At 31.3% G+C, this 17,426-nt stretch carries 15 protein-coding genes and 1 pseudogene; 5 read left to right on the top strand and 11 right to left on the bottom strand.

Translation table 11 applies throughout. The features are described 5' to 3' along the window. Window positions 1-78: 78 nt before the first annotated feature. The 3 genes and pseudogenes from rsp to CD121_RS09265 form a co-directional block, all read left to right on the top strand. Window positions 79-1,575 (top strand): annotated as a pseudogene (rsp, locus tag CD121_RS09255) (AraC family transcriptional regulator Rsp); the annotation flags it as partial. 71 nt (window positions 1,576-1,646) lie between these two features. Next, the gene (locus CD121_RS09260) at window positions 1,647-2,078 is read left to right on the top strand and encodes a pyridoxamine 5'-phosphate oxidase family protein (RefSeq protein WP_371683225.1); all 432 of its coding nucleotides are present in this window, start codon (window positions 1,647-1,649) and stop codon (window positions 2,076-2,078) included. A 182-nt stretch (window positions 2,079-2,260) separates the two neighbouring features. Beyond that, on the top strand, window positions 2,261-2,605 hold the full coding sequence (locus tag CD121_RS09265; RefSeq protein WP_126568015.1) for a DUF4889 domain-containing protein: 345 nt from the start codon (window positions 2,261-2,263) through the stop codon (window positions 2,603-2,605). A 286-nt stretch (window positions 2,606-2,891) separates the two neighbouring features. Here the strand turns inward: CD121_RS09265 and CD121_RS09270 are convergent, their stop codons facing one another. From CD121_RS09270 to CD121_RS09280, 3 genes are all read right to left on the bottom strand, one after another. Then, window positions 2,892-4,169 carry a dicarboxylate/amino acid:cation symporter gene (locus CD121_RS09270; protein WP_017637747.1) on the bottom strand — a complete coding sequence of 426 codons (1,278 nt, stop codon included), beginning with the start codon at window positions 4,167-4,169 and terminating at the stop codon, window positions 2,892-2,894. 250 nt (window positions 4,170-4,419) lie between these two features. After that, window positions 4,420-4,785: a DUF3139 domain-containing protein gene (locus CD121_RS09275; RefSeq protein WP_017637746.1), complete on the bottom strand. Its 366-nt coding sequence runs from the start codon at window positions 4,783-4,785 to the stop codon at window positions 4,420-4,422. Between the two features lie 129 nt (window positions 4,786-4,914). Next, the gene (locus tag CD121_RS09280; RefSeq protein ID WP_126568018.1) at window positions 4,915-5,544 is read right to left on the bottom strand and encodes a nitroreductase family protein; all 630 of its coding nucleotides are present in this window, start codon (window positions 5,542-5,544) and stop codon (window positions 4,915-4,917) included. A gap of 166 nt (window positions 5,545-5,710) precedes the next feature. On the opposite strand from CD121_RS09280, the gene CD121_RS09285 reads away from it, so the two are divergent. Next, window positions 5,711-6,157 carry a MarR family winged helix-turn-helix transcriptional regulator gene (locus tag CD121_RS09285; RefSeq protein ID WP_017637744.1) on the top strand — a complete coding sequence of 149 codons (447 nt, stop codon included), beginning with the start codon at window positions 5,711-5,713 and terminating at the stop codon, window positions 6,155-6,157. Between the two features lie 216 nt (window positions 6,158-6,373). Then, on the top strand, window positions 6,374-6,790 hold the full coding sequence (locus CD121_RS09290) for an Hsp20/alpha crystallin family protein (protein WP_029055764.1): 417 nt from the start codon (window positions 6,374-6,376) through the stop codon (window positions 6,788-6,790). A gap of 51 nt (window positions 6,791-6,841) precedes the next feature. On the opposite strand, the gene CD121_RS09295 is transcribed toward CD121_RS09290, so the two are convergent. The 8 genes from CD121_RS09295 to CD121_RS09330 form a co-directional block, all read right to left on the bottom strand. Further along, window positions 6,842-8,005 carry a nitrate/nitrite transporter gene (locus tag CD121_RS09295; RefSeq protein ID WP_126568020.1) on the bottom strand — a complete coding sequence of 388 codons (1,164 nt, stop codon included), beginning with the start codon at window positions 8,003-8,005 and terminating at the stop codon, window positions 6,842-6,844. A 678-nt stretch (window positions 8,006-8,683) separates the two neighbouring features. Next, window positions 8,684-9,337, bottom strand: a complete 654-nt coding sequence (gene nreC, locus CD121_RS09300) for a nitrate respiration regulation response regulator NreC (protein WP_126568023.1) — start codon at window positions 9,335-9,337, stop codon at window positions 8,684-8,686. 20 nt (window positions 9,338-9,357) lie between these two features. Then, window positions 9,358-10,389 (bottom strand): nitrate respiration regulation sensor histidine kinase NreB, encoded by a 1,032-nt coding sequence (gene nreB / locus CD121_RS09305; RefSeq protein WP_371683226.1) that lies wholly within the window; start codon window positions 10,387-10,389, stop codon window positions 9,358-9,360. Between the two features lie 8 nt (window positions 10,390-10,397). Beyond that, window positions 10,398-10,853, bottom strand: a complete 456-nt coding sequence (nreA, locus tag CD121_RS09310) for a nitrate respiration regulation accessory nitrate sensor NreA (RefSeq protein WP_029055761.1) — start codon at window positions 10,851-10,853, stop codon at window positions 10,398-10,400. A 21-nt stretch (window positions 10,854-10,874) separates the two neighbouring features. After that, the gene (gene narI, locus CD121_RS09315; RefSeq protein WP_126568025.1) at window positions 10,875-11,552 is read right to left on the bottom strand and encodes a respiratory nitrate reductase subunit gamma; all 678 of its coding nucleotides are present in this window, start codon (window positions 11,550-11,552) and stop codon (window positions 10,875-10,877) included. Continuing rightward, entirely contained in the window at window positions 11,545-12,120 is a 576-nt protein-coding gene (gene narJ / locus CD121_RS09320; protein ID WP_017637737.1) for a nitrate reductase molybdenum cofactor assembly chaperone, read from the bottom strand. The genes narI and narJ overlap by 8 nt, the downstream gene beginning before the upstream one ends. Then, on the bottom strand, window positions 12,113-13,666 hold the full coding sequence (narH, locus tag CD121_RS09325; RefSeq protein ID WP_126568028.1) for a nitrate reductase subunit beta: 1,554 nt from the start codon (window positions 13,664-13,666) through the stop codon (window positions 12,113-12,115). Before narH ends, narJ begins: the two co-directional genes overlap by 8 nt. Continuing rightward, window positions 13,656-17,339, bottom strand: a complete 3,684-nt coding sequence (locus CD121_RS09330; RefSeq protein WP_017637735.1) for a nitrate reductase subunit alpha — start codon at window positions 17,337-17,339, stop codon at window positions 13,656-13,658. Before CD121_RS09330 ends, narH begins: the two co-directional genes overlap by 11 nt. Window positions 17,340-17,426: the final 87 nt, after the last annotated feature.

The following is a 17,426-nucleotide window of genomic DNA, read 5'->3' on the forward strand; positions in this document are numbered from 1 at the left end:
TTTGTAGAATAAGCGTTTTGATATAACCACTAGATTGTAATAAATGTCTATCGAAATAGCACTGGAAAAAGTCGTCATGCTATTAAACTATTAATGACTACTAATTTATCAATTAACACTATATCAGAAGAATCTGGGTTTAGTAGCCATACTAATTTTACAAATCAGTTTAAAAACTATTTGAATTTTAGCCCAAAACAGTATCGCTCTTATATAGTCAAAATGGATACTTTGCCTCATTTAAATATAGAAGATAAGGATTATTCACCTTTTTTACCATTAATTAATCATTTTGATTTTAATAATCAATTAGCTACAGAGATTACTGAAATCAATATAGATAACTTTGATCCTAAAGATTATTCCAAACCCTCAAAAGCATTTATTAGACTTGATAATTTTAATGAATTATTTCATTTTACATTCAATGAATATTTTGATATTGATTTTTCATTTTTACCTGAACCAGTCATTCTTATTGAAAATGTTAGCGACGTAACTTCTAATCAAATTAACTATCATTTGTTACATAGATGCCTTGATAAATTATTTGAGAGACATATTGGTTTAGCAATAAAAATTAAATCTACAAATCAATTTAATGTAGTTAATCAATTTATTTTGAAGTTTTTACAAGGACATAATGACTATAAATTAAATAAAAAAGTCGTAAAATTAATGCTTATTTTTGATTCATCTAAAATGTCTACACAAGATATACATCTTTGTCATTTAAAAATTAAAAACAAAAATAAAGATATCCAATATGGTATGACTGTAGACGGTCTATTACGTCAAAATCAGACTGTAGAAAAAACATACGATACTTTAAAAAGACTTAATTTTGATTACTATTTAATTGATATTGAAAATATTGAAACGAAATTATCTTTGATTAATAAAAGAAGAACATATAATCATTCAACGACACATTTCGAAAATTATAAGCAATTCATTTTGGATTCAGGCATAGACTCCACTCATTTCGTGTATGATTATTTATCTTTGAAATGTTTCAAATATGCTAGCAATAGTTCTAATCCTTTACAATTAGCTGATTTAGTTTGTCATATCATTGCTTTACTACGCTATGGTGGTGGTATCAGTTACCAACTCATTGCAGACGAAACGAAGTACTTGTCATTATTTAATGAATTCGGTAATGCATTACCTCTGATTCACATTTATAAAATGACTCACCCTTTTGTAAATGAAGAATTACAAATTTGTAATAATTACATTATGAGTCGTAAAGATGGCAATTATCACTTCATATTATTTAACAAAATAAACGATCGCTATTTATCTGATAGTCAACAGAAATTTATTTTCAAAAACACATTGAAATCACATTCATTAACAATAGTTCAAACTTTGAATAGTGAGCATGGGACAATAGATAATTTATTACCGCAAACTAAAGAACAACTGTTTCTTGATAAAGATATTATTAATCAATTGGATCAATGCAATCATCCAAAAACAGAACTATTTATTCAAGAAAATGATAATCAAGATGTTAATGTTGTTCTCAAACATGATGAAGTAAAATATGTATGTTTCAAACCTATTTAGCCATCGATTGTAGAATGATGTTGTCATAAGTTTAACAATCTCTGATTAAGGATATATTTAGTATTAAGGAGATGATAGGATTGGATAATCAAAAAGCAACTGAAGCAATTGAAAATGTATTAGACCATTCAAAAGTGGGTGTATTATCAACCGCTTATAATAATAAACCTAATAGTAGATATATGGTATTCTATAATGATGAATTGACACTATATACTAAGACAAATATTAATTCTATAAAGGTTGAAGAAATTGAAGACAATCCTTATGCTTATATTTTATTAGGCTATAACGAAACGACTAACAATAGTTTTGTTGAAATCGATGCAACTATTGAAGTTGTTAAAGATGAAAAAACAATTGACTGGTTATGGGAAACTCAAGATAAATCATTTTTCGATTCTAGTAAAGACCCTGAATTATGTGTATTAAAAGTAAATCCTAAATCAATTAAATTGATGAACGACAAAGATTTAGACACACCCTTCACAATTGAGTTATAAATGAATGATTAATCTCAACTTAAATAAGTTGGGATTTTTTGATGTGATACAAATTCGTATATTTGATGAAAATTTCAAATTATAATATCCACTTATATTTTAAATTTAATTGCAAATCACTCTATTTTTCTGTATAAATAAAATAGTAGATAGATAAACAATATCAAAGGAGATTTTGCTAAATGAAAGGTAAAAAAGGACTCGCTTATAGCCTTATTGCAATCATGGTCATTATATGTATTATTCTAGTTATTGCTATGATGGCAGGCGGTAAAAAAGAAACATATTATGGCGTAATGAAGAATGGTACAACAATTGATAAAATGATTAGTGAAAAAGACGAAAAAATCGAAAAGAACGTTAAACTTCCATCAGATGCTGATGTATCTGTTAAAAAAGAGGATTTCGTAAGAATTACTAAAAATGAAAAATCTGGCAAAATTGCTAGTGTTAAAAAAGTAGATCATGATGATGTACCACATGGATTAATGACTCAAATCCATGATATGGGCGATATGCATATGTAATTTTAAAAGAAGCAAGTCGATAATGACTTGCTTCTTTTTTATGTTATACGAACGAATATGTTAAGTTATAATCTATCAACCACTGCCTCTAACCATTAAAATGGAAGTACTTTTAAGGGTCACAGTAGCTTTCGCTACTGCGTAAGAAGTACTAACCATTAAAATGGAAGTACTTCTTTATAATCGCTAAAGCGATTTTCTTCTTGGTTCGCCTTAGCTTTGCTAATGCATAAGAGCCCCTAATCGCTAAAGCGATAAGGGGCTCTAAAATGTCAGATTTATTATTTTATAATGTTTTTAAGTACTCTTGACCTTGTTTTTTATCATAAACGTTTTCCCATTTAGCAATGACAACTGTAGATAAAGCGTTACCCATAACGTTAACTACTGTACGTACCATGTCTAATAAACGGTCAACCCCTATAATTAAAGCAAGTCCTTGAGCTGGTAATCCCATTGCACCTAATGTTGTTAATAACACAACGATTGAAGTACCTGGAACTGCTGCCATACCTTTTGATGTAAGCATTAACGTTAACATTAAAACTAATTGTTCAGTTAATGTTAAATGCATGCCATACATTTGTGCTACGAATAATGCAGCGATAGATTGATATAAAGCTGATCCATCTAAGTTAAATGTATAACCAATTGGTATAACAAACGATGTAATATCTTTCGGCGAACCGAATCTTTCCATCTTTTTCATCATTACTGGTAATACTGCTTCTGAACTTGAAGTTGAGAAAGCCAAAAGTATTTCGCTTTTTAGTATTTTCATAATAGAGAAAATACTAATGCCACACATTCTAGCTACAATTCCTAATACTACAACTATAAAGAATACCATTGCGAAAATTACAACTAATACTAGTTTTAGTAAAGGAAGTAACGCTGATGCTCCGAATGTAATGATTGTTGTACAAATAAATGCAAAGACACCAAGTGGTGCTAATTTTAATATTTTATTAATCATCCAGAAAACTGCTTCTAAAGTTCCACTTAAGAAAGATTTTACTGGTTCTGCTTTTTCGCCAACGGCAGCTAAACCTAAACCGAAAAATACAGCAAAAAAGATAATAGGTAATAATTCACCTTTGTTTAAAGCTTCAAAAAAGTTTGTTGGTACAATGTTTACTATAGTATCAATAAAATGATTACCATATGTAGTTTGTTCTGCAGCATGTGCAGATGTTTGATATTTAGAAATATCGCCCTTTGGTAATTTTGATGGATCTAATCCAGAACCTGGTTTAAATAGGTTTCCGAAAATTAATCCAAGACCAATAGCGATTGTTGTTATAATTTCAAAGTATAATATTGTTTTCCATCCGTAGCGACCTACAGTTTTCGATTCCCCAACGTTCGAAATAGATAGTGCTAAAGAACAGAATACAACTGGAATAACAATCATTTTAATTAAGTTTAAAAAGATGTCTCCAAATGGCTTTATGTAGTTAGCCGCTTCTTCATTTCCATATAATATAAGTCCAACGACAACACCTAGAACCAATGCAATTAATACTTGCACAGGTAGACTGATTTTTCTCTTAAACAGAGCCATATTGCAAACTCCCCTTCATCTGACATCACTTAATTATATCAGATAAGTTAAAAATAGCTATAATTATTTATATAACAAATATAAATAATTGTATTGAAATGTTTTAACTTTTATGAATCAAGAGTAGTTTACTATGTTTATTTTTTATTTATTTTTAAAGGTTCTTCATTTCTATTCTTTAATTTTAACTGATACCCAAAATAAAAAAGTTACCAAATGTTTTTCAACTTGGTAACTCATCTTATTGCAATTATTTTGAAGGTTTATAGTTTTTATTAAAGTAATTATGCTTAGCACTTTTTATACTTTTCTTAGTTTCAGTATCAAAACCTTCGGCAAAAACACCTTTTCTAGTACTAATAGGTTGAATGACATAAGTTATTTTAGGTTCATCTTTAAAAATAACTTCCTTATAATAAACACCCTTTTTAGCGCTATAAAGAGTTTCTTGTTTTTTAACTTTATCTTTTAAATGGTGTTCTTTTAAATAACTATCAACCATTTCAATATTTTTGTGACCTTGATATGATTTAAGCGCGAAGAAAAACGCAAACGCAATCACTAATGAAATAATTAATATAATAATAATTCTGATTAATTTCTGCTTCTTACTCATTTTATAGACTCCTTTTGCCTTATCTTAATTAGTATGAACGAAATTTATGCATTTTTAAAGTCTTATAAAAATTTTGTAACAAAATATTCTTAACTCATTGATATAATGCAAAGATGATTCATATGTTAATTAAAGATACTGTCTTACATCGTCGAGTGGTAAACGTACTGATTCATGGGCTTCTTGTGTACCTTTACCTATAGCAATTGCTACAACTGGTACAAATCGATCGCTATCTATCCCTAACACATTCGCAATATTAGCTTTATCAAATCCGCCTATAGCATTAGTATCGTAGCCATGCGATTTAGCCACAAGCATTAATTGCATTGCCATTAAACTACTATCAATATTAACGATATCTTTCATACCTTCTCTAGATAATCCTTTATAATGAGGCAATACCCAACTTAACATCTTATCTTTAATTTCTTCTGTCATATGATTCTTGCTTACTGCGTCACCGTATATCTGTTCAGCTTTTTCATAATTTTTCAAGTCTCCAAATATGATTATCATAGCTGAAGAAGTATTGACTTGTCTCGAATTCTTACCGAAAGATGGTAATATTTTCTCCTTACCTTCATCAGAATCTACAACTATTAATCTCCATGGTTGCATATTCACTGAAGATGGTGCTTTTGTTGCTTTTTGAATGATATCATCCATTTCTTCATGGCTGATTTTATGTTCTGTATCAAATACTTTTACTGATCTTCTTCCTTTTAATACATCGTCAAATTGAGTGATTTTCTCCATTATATATACTCCTTATTTTTTATAAGTCATTGGATTTTTCAAATCAATAATCTTTAATTATGATTTTCTAATATTTAAATGAAAAGCAATTTAACTTTACTATCAAAATAGGCACTTGACAAGTCACACACTTCATAATATGGTTACCTTAACAAGGAGTGATTTAATGTATGTCGAAAATAGTTATTTAAGCAAACAATTGTGCTTTTTATTCTATGTTTCATCAAAAGAAATTATCAAAAAGTATTCCAATTATTTAAAGGAATATGAACTCACGTACACTGGTTATATAGTGCTAATGGCGATTGAAGAAGATGAGAAACTTAACATCAAAACTTTAGGTGATAGAGTTTTCTTAGATTCAGGCACTTTAACACCATTACTAAAAAAATTAGAAAAGAAAAATTACGTTGTTCGAACTCGTGAAGAAAAAGATGAACGAAATCTTCAAATTTCACTAACAGAACAAGGTAAAAGTATTAAAAAACCTTTATCAGAAGTTTCGCAAAAGGTATTTGGCGAATTTGATATAGATGTAAATGAAGCTAAGGAATTAGTTAACCACCTTCAACTTTTTGTTTCTAAAAACTTCGATAAATCCTCAGAAAAATAATCTTATATAGAGAAAAAAGGCAAAAGTAAACTTGCCCACTTTCATCCCTTTCTTATGCGTTGATAAAATCAAGTTTTGTAAACTTTTGTCTATATTCTCTAGTACGAATTATCACTCTATTAATAATCCATTTTACTTTACCTCATAACAAACACTTCATATAATGAATTTACAATAAAATATAGTTAATTTATAACTGTAAAAGGAGCTAATAATATGCCAAATAATGACTTCTTTAATAATTCATTTTTGAAAAATGATCCAACTGATTTATTTAGAGATTTAGGTAAACAAGTATTCAATCAATTTTCATCTCAAGCTTTCCCTGTTAATTTATATAATGAAAATGATCATTACTTAATTGAAGCTGAACTTTCAGGTGTGAAAAAAGAAGATATTTCATTAACTTTTGAGCAACATACGTTAACTATTAAAGCTAATAAATATATTGAATCACATAATGGACAAACGCAATTAAATGAACGTTCTAGTGGTGAATTGGTGCGCAGATTTGAATTCGAGGATATAGACAAGTCTCTTATCAAAGCAACATTTGAAAATGGCATTTTAAGCGTACGCTTGCCTAAACAACAGCAAGAAGCTGAAGATGCAACAACAATTTCAATTTCATAATATAAAATATTAGACCTTGTTATGGATTTACCATAGCAAGGTCTGTTTTTTTTAATTAATTGTTTTCGCGTCTTTTTTATTAACTAAAAACATTGTAATTACAGCAATAATAGCAAATATTGCTAATAATATAAATGCGAGATGGCTTGTACCAGTGATACTAGATACATAAGTGATTACTATTGGTGGGAAGAATCCTCCTAAGCCACCCATCATTGATACGATACCATTTGCTGTCCCAGCTTCTTTTGAAAAGTATGATGGTACAAGTTTAAATATTAATCCGTTACCAATACCTGCACATATACTAATTAATAAGCAACCTATTGTAAATAATACAATGTGAGAAGAAATGCCCAGGATTACTGCGCCTATAATCATAGCAATGAAATCTATAATTAATACTTTAACAGCATTTAATTTATCACCAAGCATGCCTCCGATTGGTCTAAGGAATGTTGCTAAGGCGATAAAAATACCTGACCGAATTCCTGCATCTACTTTATCAATACCAAAATGATTAACTAAAAAGTTAGGTAAGAATAGACCAAATGCTACAAATGAGCCAAATGTTATAAAATACCATAAGCTTGTATAATATAATTTAGGATTTTTAGCTAATATTTTAGTTTGTGCCACTAAAGGTACTTTAACTTTTGTTTCTTTATTATCACCAAAAATAAACATTAATATAGCAAATAAAGCAATAAATATTAAATACATTCTTACTGTTGTTTGCCAACCGATAATCCCGGCAATAGGTGGTGCTAAAAATGATGAAACTGCTGTCCCAATGTTCCCCATGCCGTATATACCATTTGCTAAACCTACTTTTTCTTTAGGGAAGTATTTAGGAATGGAAGTGACACCTACTGAAAATATAGCGCCCCCTACTCCTAAAAAGAACCCTGAAAGCATTAGCATTCCCGGAGATTTAGCTTGAGCTAAAAAGAATATAGGGAATAATAGTATTATGAAAGTACAGAAGAAAACCCATTTAGCTCCAATGATATTTGTGAGATATCCAAACGGAACACGTAAAATGGATCCTAAAATTACAGGTATTGCTAAAATAATCGATAGTTGTGATGCTGGAATTTTAATATCTTGTGATATGTAAGGCATCAAAGGAGATATGATACTCCAAGCCATAAATCCAACTACTAAACTTAACGTTTGTAAACCTAGTTGAAAACCACCTTTTCTTTTGTCCATGTCTTCACCTTCATAAATTATAATTATTTAGTACTTTAATGAATAAATCATTTAATAATTGTGAGTGTTACTACTTCTATGCAAAGTACTAACTATAACTATATTTTATGATGTTTGTGAAAAATTGAACATTAGTGTAATCCCTTATTTGTTTACCTTTTTCCCCTATAAAAATAAATGAGTTCGTTAAATTTTAAAGCATTTATTAATAGAACATATGAGGCATGTTCATGCGTTGGAAATACTAGTGGTTATAGTGGAGCACATGAGGTGAACTCATGTGTAAGAAATACTAATTTCTAAAGAAAAAGTATTTCTTTATCGTCTTTTCTCCCCGGCAAAGTTGACTAGGTTAATCATGAGTTTTATGAAATGAGTAACCAGTCAACCACTGTCTCTAACCATTAAAATGGAAGTACCTTTAAGGATCACAGTAGCCTTCGCTACTGCTTAAAGGATATATAGTTACTCTCCTGAATTAATTAGTCACTTTTAATCTATGGTGTTTATTAATGGAACACATGAGATGAACTCATGTGTAAGAAATACTAATTTCTAAAGAAAAAGTATTTCTTTAAATGCATAAGAGCCCCTAATCGCTAAAGCGATTTTCTTCTTCGGTTCGCCTTAGCTTCGCTAATGCATAAGAGCCCCTAATCGCTAAAGCGATAAGGGGCTCTAAAATTCTAATAGTTTCTTTTTCATAGCGTATTCAACTAATTCTGGTTTTGTTTTTAATCCTAATTTGTTCATAATATGTGTTTTATGTGCTTCTACTGTTTTTACAGAAACAAATAATTTTTCAGCAATTTCTTTATTACCGTACCCTTTAGCTATCAACGGTAATATTTCTAATTCGCGTTTTGATAAAATTTTAAAGGGATCAGACCCATCTGTAGGTTCTTGGTTGTTGTTATTAACGAATTCATTAACAAGTGATGTTGTTAATTTCATATCGACATAAGTATCTCCTTGATAAACAGTTCTAATCGCAAGAATTAATTGTTCATCAGGCGCATTTTTTAAAATATAGCCCTTTGCACCATTTCTAAGTACATGAAATAAATATTCTTCGTCATCATACATTGTTAATATTAATATTTTAGTCTCCGGAAAACTTTCATTGATTTTGCTTGTCGCTATTAAACCAGATTCACCTGGTGGCATACTTAAATCCATAAGAAGAACGTCTGGTTTATGTTCTAACACCTTTTGATATGCTTCAACACCGTCAGCAGCTGTAGCCACTACTTCCATATATTGTTGATAGTTTAATATCATGGAAAAACCTGTTCGAACAACTGCATGATCATCAGCTATCACAATTTTCAATTTAATTCCCCCAAAAATTTTCACAAAGGTACTTCTAATGTAACTATTGTACCTTTATCAATATGTGTTTCTATATCTACATGCCCGTACACTAATTCAGCACGCTCGCGCATACCGTATAAACCTAGTCCAGATCCTTTTGGTTGAGAATTTGGATTAAATCCGTATCCATGGTCAATAATTTCTGCAATTAAATTATCATTATTTTTTTGAATCATTACATCTACTTCACTAACCCCTGCATATTTTAACGCATTATAAATCGCTTCTTGAACTACACGATAAACAACTGTTTCAACTTCACTATCAAAACGTTGCTGTGAAATATTAGATGTGTAATTGATTTGAATTCCGAAATTTTCTTCAAACTGTTTAAAATAAGATTTAAATGCGGCTTCTAAACCTAAATCATCTAACGAAGCTGGTCTTAATTCAACAGATAAATTTCTAACGTCATCGACTAATTGAGACATGATGCCCTCAATATTTTCAACATCATTCAATATTTTTTCTCTATCCTGTTGATACTTTAATAAGCGTAATTGAACGTTTATATTTAATAGTTCTTGAACTAGACTATCATGTAATTCTCTCGAAATACGTTTACGTTCATTTTCCTGTGCAGAAATGGTTTTTCTCATCATCCTACGTTGGTTCATTTTTTCTTGACGTTCAATCTGAGGTGCAACATCTTGCAAAGTAAATGCATTGATACCTTTTTCTTTATCAATTGTTTGATATGTAGCAGTAAATGGTGCAATTTCTCTTTGATTAGTTTTCATAAAAACTTGAAATGTAGATCTATTAGGTTGTTCTACATCTAAAAAACAATTTTTACATGATTGCAAATCAAATTCATTGGTATAACCTTCACATCTACGACATATTGCATTGGTCATCGTACTATAATTATCTTCCATTGAAATCACTTCATTAGCTGCTTCATTCATAGCTATTACTTTGCCATCATTATTAACAAACACAATTTTCTCATTTGTGCACTCATAATATTTTTTCAATAAAGTTTCAAGTTTGATATCATCATGTCCCAACAATTTAATCACCTAATATCTTCTTTTAATTCACCTAGTCGCTCATTGATAATAATATTTTCTATATTATCAGGCAATGGTTTGTGATTTCTTTGGCCAAATAGTATTACACCATAAACTTGGTTATTAAAGCAAAGTGGTACTGCTATCACCGCTGTTAAACTTTCACTTAATAAAATGGGATATTTTACTTTTTCATCTGGTGACAGCGCCATATCTACATTAGAAATTAGCATTCTTTTCCCTGTTTTCATGACGTTACCAGCTAATCCACGACCTTTTCGTAGAACGATAAGTTTATATCTATCGTTGTTATTTCCGGATACATATTGCCATTTTATTGGGGAATAAGTACTTGAATGCTCACAAAATGCAATCGCTGCAAAATCGACGCCTTCTTCTTCTCTTAATTTATCAATATTGTATTGAATATTTTGCAGTTTCATATTTAAACCTGGAGTCATTATCATTCCACCTTTGGATTATTACAATTTATTTTTTCGATATATAATATATCTTCTATTAGTATAAGATAACGGTACACTCCATACATGAACTAAACGTGTGAACGGCCAACATGCTAATATTGTGAATCCTAATAATACATGAATTTTAAATTGAAGTGGTACCTCTAACATTAATTCGGCATGAGGTCTAAATAAAAATAACTGTCTAAACCACACTGAAATTGTTTCACGATAGTTAAATCCTTCATTTGTTATATTAGTGACAAGCGTTGAGTAACATCCCATAAAAATAATTAAAAGTAATAAAAAATTCACGAAAATATCAGAAAATGAACTCAAGCGTCTTACATTTTCAAATGTTATACGTCTTGCTGTTAACAATAACATACCAATCAATGTCATTATACCAAAAATACTTCCTATATAAACGGCACCAAAATGATAAATTCCTTCAGTAACACCTAATGCTTCCGTCCATGATTCGGGTACTGCCAATCCAACAACATGTCCAAAAAACACAGGAATAACTCCTAAATGAAATAATAGACTTCCCCATTTAAGTTGTTTCTTTTCAATTAATTCACTAGACTTGGCTGTCCAAGAAAATTGATCATATTTATATCTTGCAATATGTCCTATAATAAAAATCATCAAACATAAGTAGGGATAAATGACCCACAAAAATTGACTAATCATGTTGCGTCACTCCTTCTGGTGACTTTAGACATAATTTTAATGTCTTACGTAATGCTTGGATAACATATCCATAAGGATGATTATGTTTACCAAGCTCATTTGCCAATGCATACGTACCGTCTTCAATAATCATAATTACAAGTTGAATATTTTCTTCCGCTCTATCATCGCCATACCATTCGATAGTTTGTAGAAATTCTAACATTAACGGTAGATAATCAGATAATTCATTATCTACCATTTTTAATCCAAACATTTCGTATAATACTTTAAGTTTGGCTAACATTTGTCCTCGTTCTTTTTGAGTTTCAAATTTATTATATGTCATATATAATGGAGAATTTTTACTGAAATCAAACGTATCAGTATAAATTTGTTTTGCTTCAGACAAAGTATAATTCATCATAACTTCTCTAAAATTAACAATATCTTGATAACCAGGGTGTTGTGAAGTAATGGATTCATTAAACACATTTTCATTAAATGTTAATTTTTCTGGAAAGCTTAATAACATTGCTATATAACCAAAACTATCTTGATATTTTTTTAAATTATCGAAATTAATCACGGAATATCCCTCCATAAAAGCTTTCGTTATATATTTCTTGGCCTGTTTTTCCAGAACCAACTGCAACGCCGCATCCTTCACAATTTGCACCGAAGTTCTCTCCACCATATCCTTGAGATCCTTGAGCATGATAAGTATCTAAATATGTTTCTTTATGTGATGTTGGTATTACAAAACGTTCTTCATATTTTGCTAAACCTAATAATCGATACATATCAGAAACTTGTCTTTCAGTAAGATCTAAAGCATCTAGCTTTTTAACATCAAATGGTCTATTAGTCACTTTAGCTCTCATATAGCTACGCATCATTGCCATTTTTTGTAATGATTTTTTCACTGGTTCAGTATCTCCAGCAGTAAACATATTAGCTAAATATTCGATAGGTAATCTCATTTCTTCAATTGCTGGGAAAATCATGTCTGGATCTTGTTGTGTATTTTTACCTTCGAAATAACTCATGATTGGGCTTAATGGTGGACAATACCAAACCATTGGTAAAGTACGATATTCTGGATGTAATGGGAATGCTAATTTATATTCAATAGCCAATTTATATATTGGTGATTGTTGTGCTGCTTCAATCCATTCGTGGTTGATACCATCTTTTTCAGCTTGAGCAATAACATCTTCGTCATATGGATCTAAAAATAATTCTAATTGTTTTTCATATAAGTCTTGTTCGTTTTCAGTTGATGCGATTTCTTCAACGCGATCAGCATCATATAAAAGTACGCCTAAATATCTCATACGACCTGTACATGTTTCTGAACATACAGTAGGCATACCTGCTTCAATTCTTGGGAAACAAAATGTACATTTTTCTGCTTTATTTGTTTTCCAGTTGAAGTAAACTTTTTTATAAGGGCAACCAGTCATGCAATATCTCCAACCTCTGCATGCATCTTGGTCAACCAATACAATACCATCTTCATCTCTTTTATACATTGCACCTGAAGGACATGATGCTACGCAACTTGGGTTTAAGCAATGTTCGCAAAGTCTAGGTAAATACATCATAAATGTTTCATCAAATTGGAATTTAATATCTTCTTCAATTTTTTGGATGTTAGGGTCTTTAGGGCCTGTAACATTAGCACCTGCTAAATCATCTTCCCAGTTAGGTCCCCATTCAATATCCATATTTTTCCCAGAAATAACGGAATACGCTCTTGCTACTGGTGAATGGTTACCTTGTTTAGCTGAAGTTAAATGTTCATAGTTATAATTCCATGGTTCATAATAGTCTTGTATTAAAGGCATATCTGGGTTATAAAAGATTTTACCTAAAGCAATCTTAGACCATTTACTACCTGATTTAAGTTGTAATTTTCCTTTTTTATTTAAAACCCAACCACCTTTGTAATGTTCTTGGTCTTCCCATCGTTTCGGATATCCTGTACCTGGTTTAGTTTCAACGTTGTTAAACCACATATACTCAGCACCTGGTCTATTTGTCCATGTGTTTTTACATGTAACACTACAAGTATGACATCCTATACATTTATCTAAATTCAACACCATTGCGATTTGCGCTTTAATCTTCAAGCCAATTGACCTCCTTCATTTTTCTAACTGCAACGTAAACATCTCTTTGATTTCCTATCGGACCGTAGTAGTTAAAATGATAGCTAATTTGAGCATATCCGCCGACTAATTGTGTCGGTTTCAAATGTATTCTAGTTGGTGCGTTATGTGAACCACCTCTTGTATCTGTAATTTCAGATCCAGGTGTTTGAATATGTTTATCTTGAGCATGATACATAAACATTGTTCCTTGAGGCATTCTGTGAGAAATAACCGCTCTAGCAGTAACAACACCGTTTCGGTTGTAAACTTCTAACCAATCATTATCTTTAATATCATGTGCCTCAGCATCTACATTCGAAATCCAAACATTTGGACCACCTCTGAATAGTGTCAACATATGTTTATTATCTTGATACATTGAATGAATATTCCATTTACCATGTGGTGTAAGGTAACGTAATACTAATGCATCCGTGCCACCTTTAATTTTTTTATCTCTTGTACCAAATACCATTGGCGGTAAAGTTGGTTTATATATTGGTAGACTTTCACCAAATTGTTGGAACACTTCATGGTCTAAATAATAACTTTGTCGTCCAGTTAATGTTCTAAATGGTACTAAACGTTCAATATTAGTTGTAAATGGAGAATAACGTCTTCCATTTTTATTTGAACCTGGAAATACCGCTGTTGGTATAACTTCTCTAGGTTGCGATGTAATATTTAAAAATGTAATTTTTTCAGAAGCTCTTTCACTAGATATATCTGCTAATTTCATACCTGTTTGTTGTTCTAAATCTTGGTAAGATTTTTGAGATAATTTCCCATTAGTAGCTGATGAAATATTTAGCATGGCATCTGCAACATTTCGTGCTGAATGAATACGTGGTTTATCATTTTTAATTGAGTCTGGATCGGTATCATTCCATGTACCTAACATACTTTTAAGTTCTTCATATTGATCTTTAACGCTAAAGCTAACTCCATGTGCGCCTATTTTACCTGTCTCAAGTTTAGGTCCTACTGTAACGTATTTATCATAGATTAGTGTGTAATCTCTTTCTACGATTGAAAAGCTAGGCATTGTTTGACCAGGAATCGGATCAATTTCACCTTTAGACCAATCTTTTACAATTCCGAGTGGCGTACCTATTTCTTGTTTTGAGTCATGACCTAATGGTGATGTAACCACATCTTTAAATGTACCTGGAAGATAATCTTTAGCCATTTCAGATACTGCTTTAGCTAATGTTTTATAAATATCCCAATCTGAACGTGATTCCCATAATGGATCAATAGCCGGATTAAATGGATGAACATATGGATGCATGTCTGTTGATGATAAATCGTGTTTTTCGTACCAAGTCGCTGCCGGTAAAACAATATCAGAATATAATGGCGTTGCTGTCATTCTAAAATCAAGTGATACTAATAAATCTAATTTTCCTGTTGTTTCTTCTCTCCATTTGATTTCTTCAGGTTTGTCATCTTCGTTTGGTGAAGCTAATAAACCTGATTTCGTACCTAATAGATGTTTCATGAAATATTCTTGTCCTTTAGCAGAACTTGATATTAAATTTGAACGCCAAACAAACAATGTTTTAGGATGATTTTTTCTTAAATCTGGATCTTCTACTGCAAATTTAGTTTTCTTAGATGTCACTTCATCTATAGCGCGTTTAAGAATTGCTTCATTTGAATTGTCACCATTTTCTTTAGCTTCTTCACCAAATAACAAACTATTTTTGTCAAATTGAGGATATGATGGTAACCAACCTAATTTTGCTGCTGTCACATTATAATCAGCAGGATGTTTATGTTTAATATTTTTAGCTAAAGGTGATTTTAATTTATCTACATCTGATTCTTCGTATTTCCATTGATCAGTAGCAAAGTAAAACCAACTAGTTCCATTTTGTAAACGTGGTGGTCCTTGCCAGTCTTTTGCAAATGCAAGTGTATTCCAGCCTTCTATTGGACGACATTTTTCTTGACCAACGTAGTGAGCCCATCCGCCTCCGTTAACGCCTTGGCAACCACATAACATAACTAAATTGAGTATTGCACGATAAATAGTATCTGAATTGAACCAATGGTTTACGCCAGCGCCCATAATAATCATTGAACGACCTTCAGTATCAATAGCATTTTGTGCAAATTCTTTAGCTACTTGAGTGACTAAATTACTTTTAATACCTGTTATTTCTTGTTGCCATGCTGGAGTATATTTAGAATCTTTATCTTCATAACTATCTGCTTCTAAATCATGGTTAAATCGACGTACGCCATATTGACTTGCCATTAAATCAAATACTGTTGTGATATATGTTTCTGTTCCGTCAGCTAAAGTGACTTTTTTAGTAGGAATAGGTCTTTCAAATATTCCATCACCATTACTATCAAAATATGGAAATTGAATTTGCTGTAATTCATATTCACTATCAGCCATGGATAATGAAGGATCTATTTTGTTTCCTTCATCATCTTCTAATTTAAGATTCCATTGTTTGCCTTCTTCCCATCTTTGTCCCATTGTGCCGTTAGGTACTGTTAACTCATTTGAAATTTCATCAAAAATTAATGGTTTCCATTCCCCATTTTCAGTTTGTTGACCTAAATCAGTAGCTCTTAAAAATCTGCCTGCTTTAAATCCATTTTCATCTTTATCTAACATCAATACGAAAGGCATATCAGTGTATTGTTTAGCGTAATCGATGAAACGTTGGTTTGGTTTGTTTATATAATATTCTTGTAAAATGACGTGTGTCATTGCTTGCGCCACTGCTGCATCTGTACCAGGATTAGGCGCTAACCAATTGTCCGCAAATTTAACGTTCTCTGCATAATCTGGTGCTACAGAAATAACTTTAGTACCTTTATATCTAACTTCTGTCATAAAGTGAGCGTCCGGTGTACGTGTTAAAGGTACATTTGAGCCCCACATAATAATATATGATGCGTTATACCAATCACTTGATTCAGGTACATCAGTTTGTTCTCCCCAAATCTGTGGAGAAGCAGGTGGTAAATCTGCATACCAATCATAAAAGCTAAGCATTTCGCCGCCGAGTAAATTAATAAAACGTGCACCTGCAGCGTAACTCACCATTGACATTGCAGGTATAGGCGTAAATCCTGCAATTCTGTCAGGTCCATCTTTTTTTATTGTGTATAATAATTGAGCTGCTATGATATCAGTAACATCTTTCCAATTAGATCTTACATGGCCACCCATACCTCTTGCAGATTTATACTGTTTAGCTTTTTCTTCATCTTCAACAATAGATGCCCATGCCGCAATTTTATTACCTTGATTTTCTTCTAGTGCTTCTTGCCAGAGTTCTAATAATTTTCCTCTTATATATGGATACTTAACTCTTAAAGGACTATATTCGTACCATGAGAATGATGCTCCTCTTGGGCAACCTCTAGGTTCGTATTCTGGCATATCAGGACCACAGCTTGGATAGTCTGTTTGTTGGTTTTCCCATGTAATAACACCATTTTTAACAAATACTTTCCATGAACATGATCCAGTACAGTTAACACCATGTGTAGTTCTAACTTCTTTATCATGGCTCCAACGTTCTCGATACATTTTCTCCCATTCTCTGCTTTTACTTTCTAATACTGACCAGTTCCCGTTAAATTTTTCTGTTGGTTTAAAAAAATTCAATCCAAATTTCCCCATATATATCCTCCTACACTAGCAAAGTGATTATCTATGTCCGTTAATTAATTTCGCTACTTTTTCTTATATTCAAATTGTATATTTTTT

Source organism: Staphylococcus pasteuri, from assembly GCF_003970495.1.
Classification (GTDB): domain Bacteria; phylum Bacillota; class Bacilli; order Staphylococcales; family Staphylococcaceae; genus Staphylococcus; species Staphylococcus pasteuri.

Bases quoted from the DNA above. Each gene is read 5' to 3' on its own strand.
- nreA (WP_029055761.1), bottom strand. From the start codon at position 10,853: ATGACTCCAGGTTTAAATATGAAACTGCAAAATATTCAATACAATATT.
- CD121_RS09260 (WP_371683225.1), top strand. From the start codon at position 1,647: ATGATAGGATTGGATAATCAAAAAGCAACTGAAGCAATTGAAAATGTA.
- CD121_RS09280 (WP_126568018.1), bottom strand. From the start codon at position 5,544: ATGGAGAAAATCACTCAATTTGACGATGTATTAAAAGGAAGAAGATCA.
- narI (WP_126568025.1), bottom strand. From the start codon at position 11,552: ATGATTAGTCAATTTTTGTGGGTCATTTATCCCTACTTATGTTTGATG.
- CD121_RS09265 (WP_126568015.1), top strand. From the start codon at position 2,261: ATGAAAGGTAAAAAAGGACTCGCTTATAGCCTTATTGCAATCATGGTC.
- CD121_RS09275 (WP_017637746.1), bottom strand. From the start codon at position 4,785: ATGAGTAAGAAGCAGAAATTAATCAGAATTATTATTATATTAATTATT.
- CD121_RS09295 (WP_126568020.1), bottom strand. From the start codon at position 8,005: ATGGACAAAAGAAAAGGTGGTTTTCAACTAGGTTTACAAACGTTAAGT.
- CD121_RS09290 (WP_029055764.1), top strand. From the start codon at position 6,374: ATGCCAAATAATGACTTCTTTAATAATTCATTTTTGAAAAATGATCCA.
- CD121_RS09270 (WP_017637747.1), bottom strand. From the start codon at position 4,169: ATGGCTCTGTTTAAGAGAAAAATCAGTCTACCTGTGCAAGTATTAATT.
- CD121_RS09285 (WP_017637744.1), top strand. From the start codon at position 5,711: ATGTATGTCGAAAATAGTTATTTAAGCAAACAATTGTGCTTTTTATTC.
- CD121_RS09330 (WP_017637735.1), bottom strand. From the start codon at position 17,339: ATGGGGAAATTTGGATTGAATTTTTTTAAACCAACAGAAAAATTTAAC.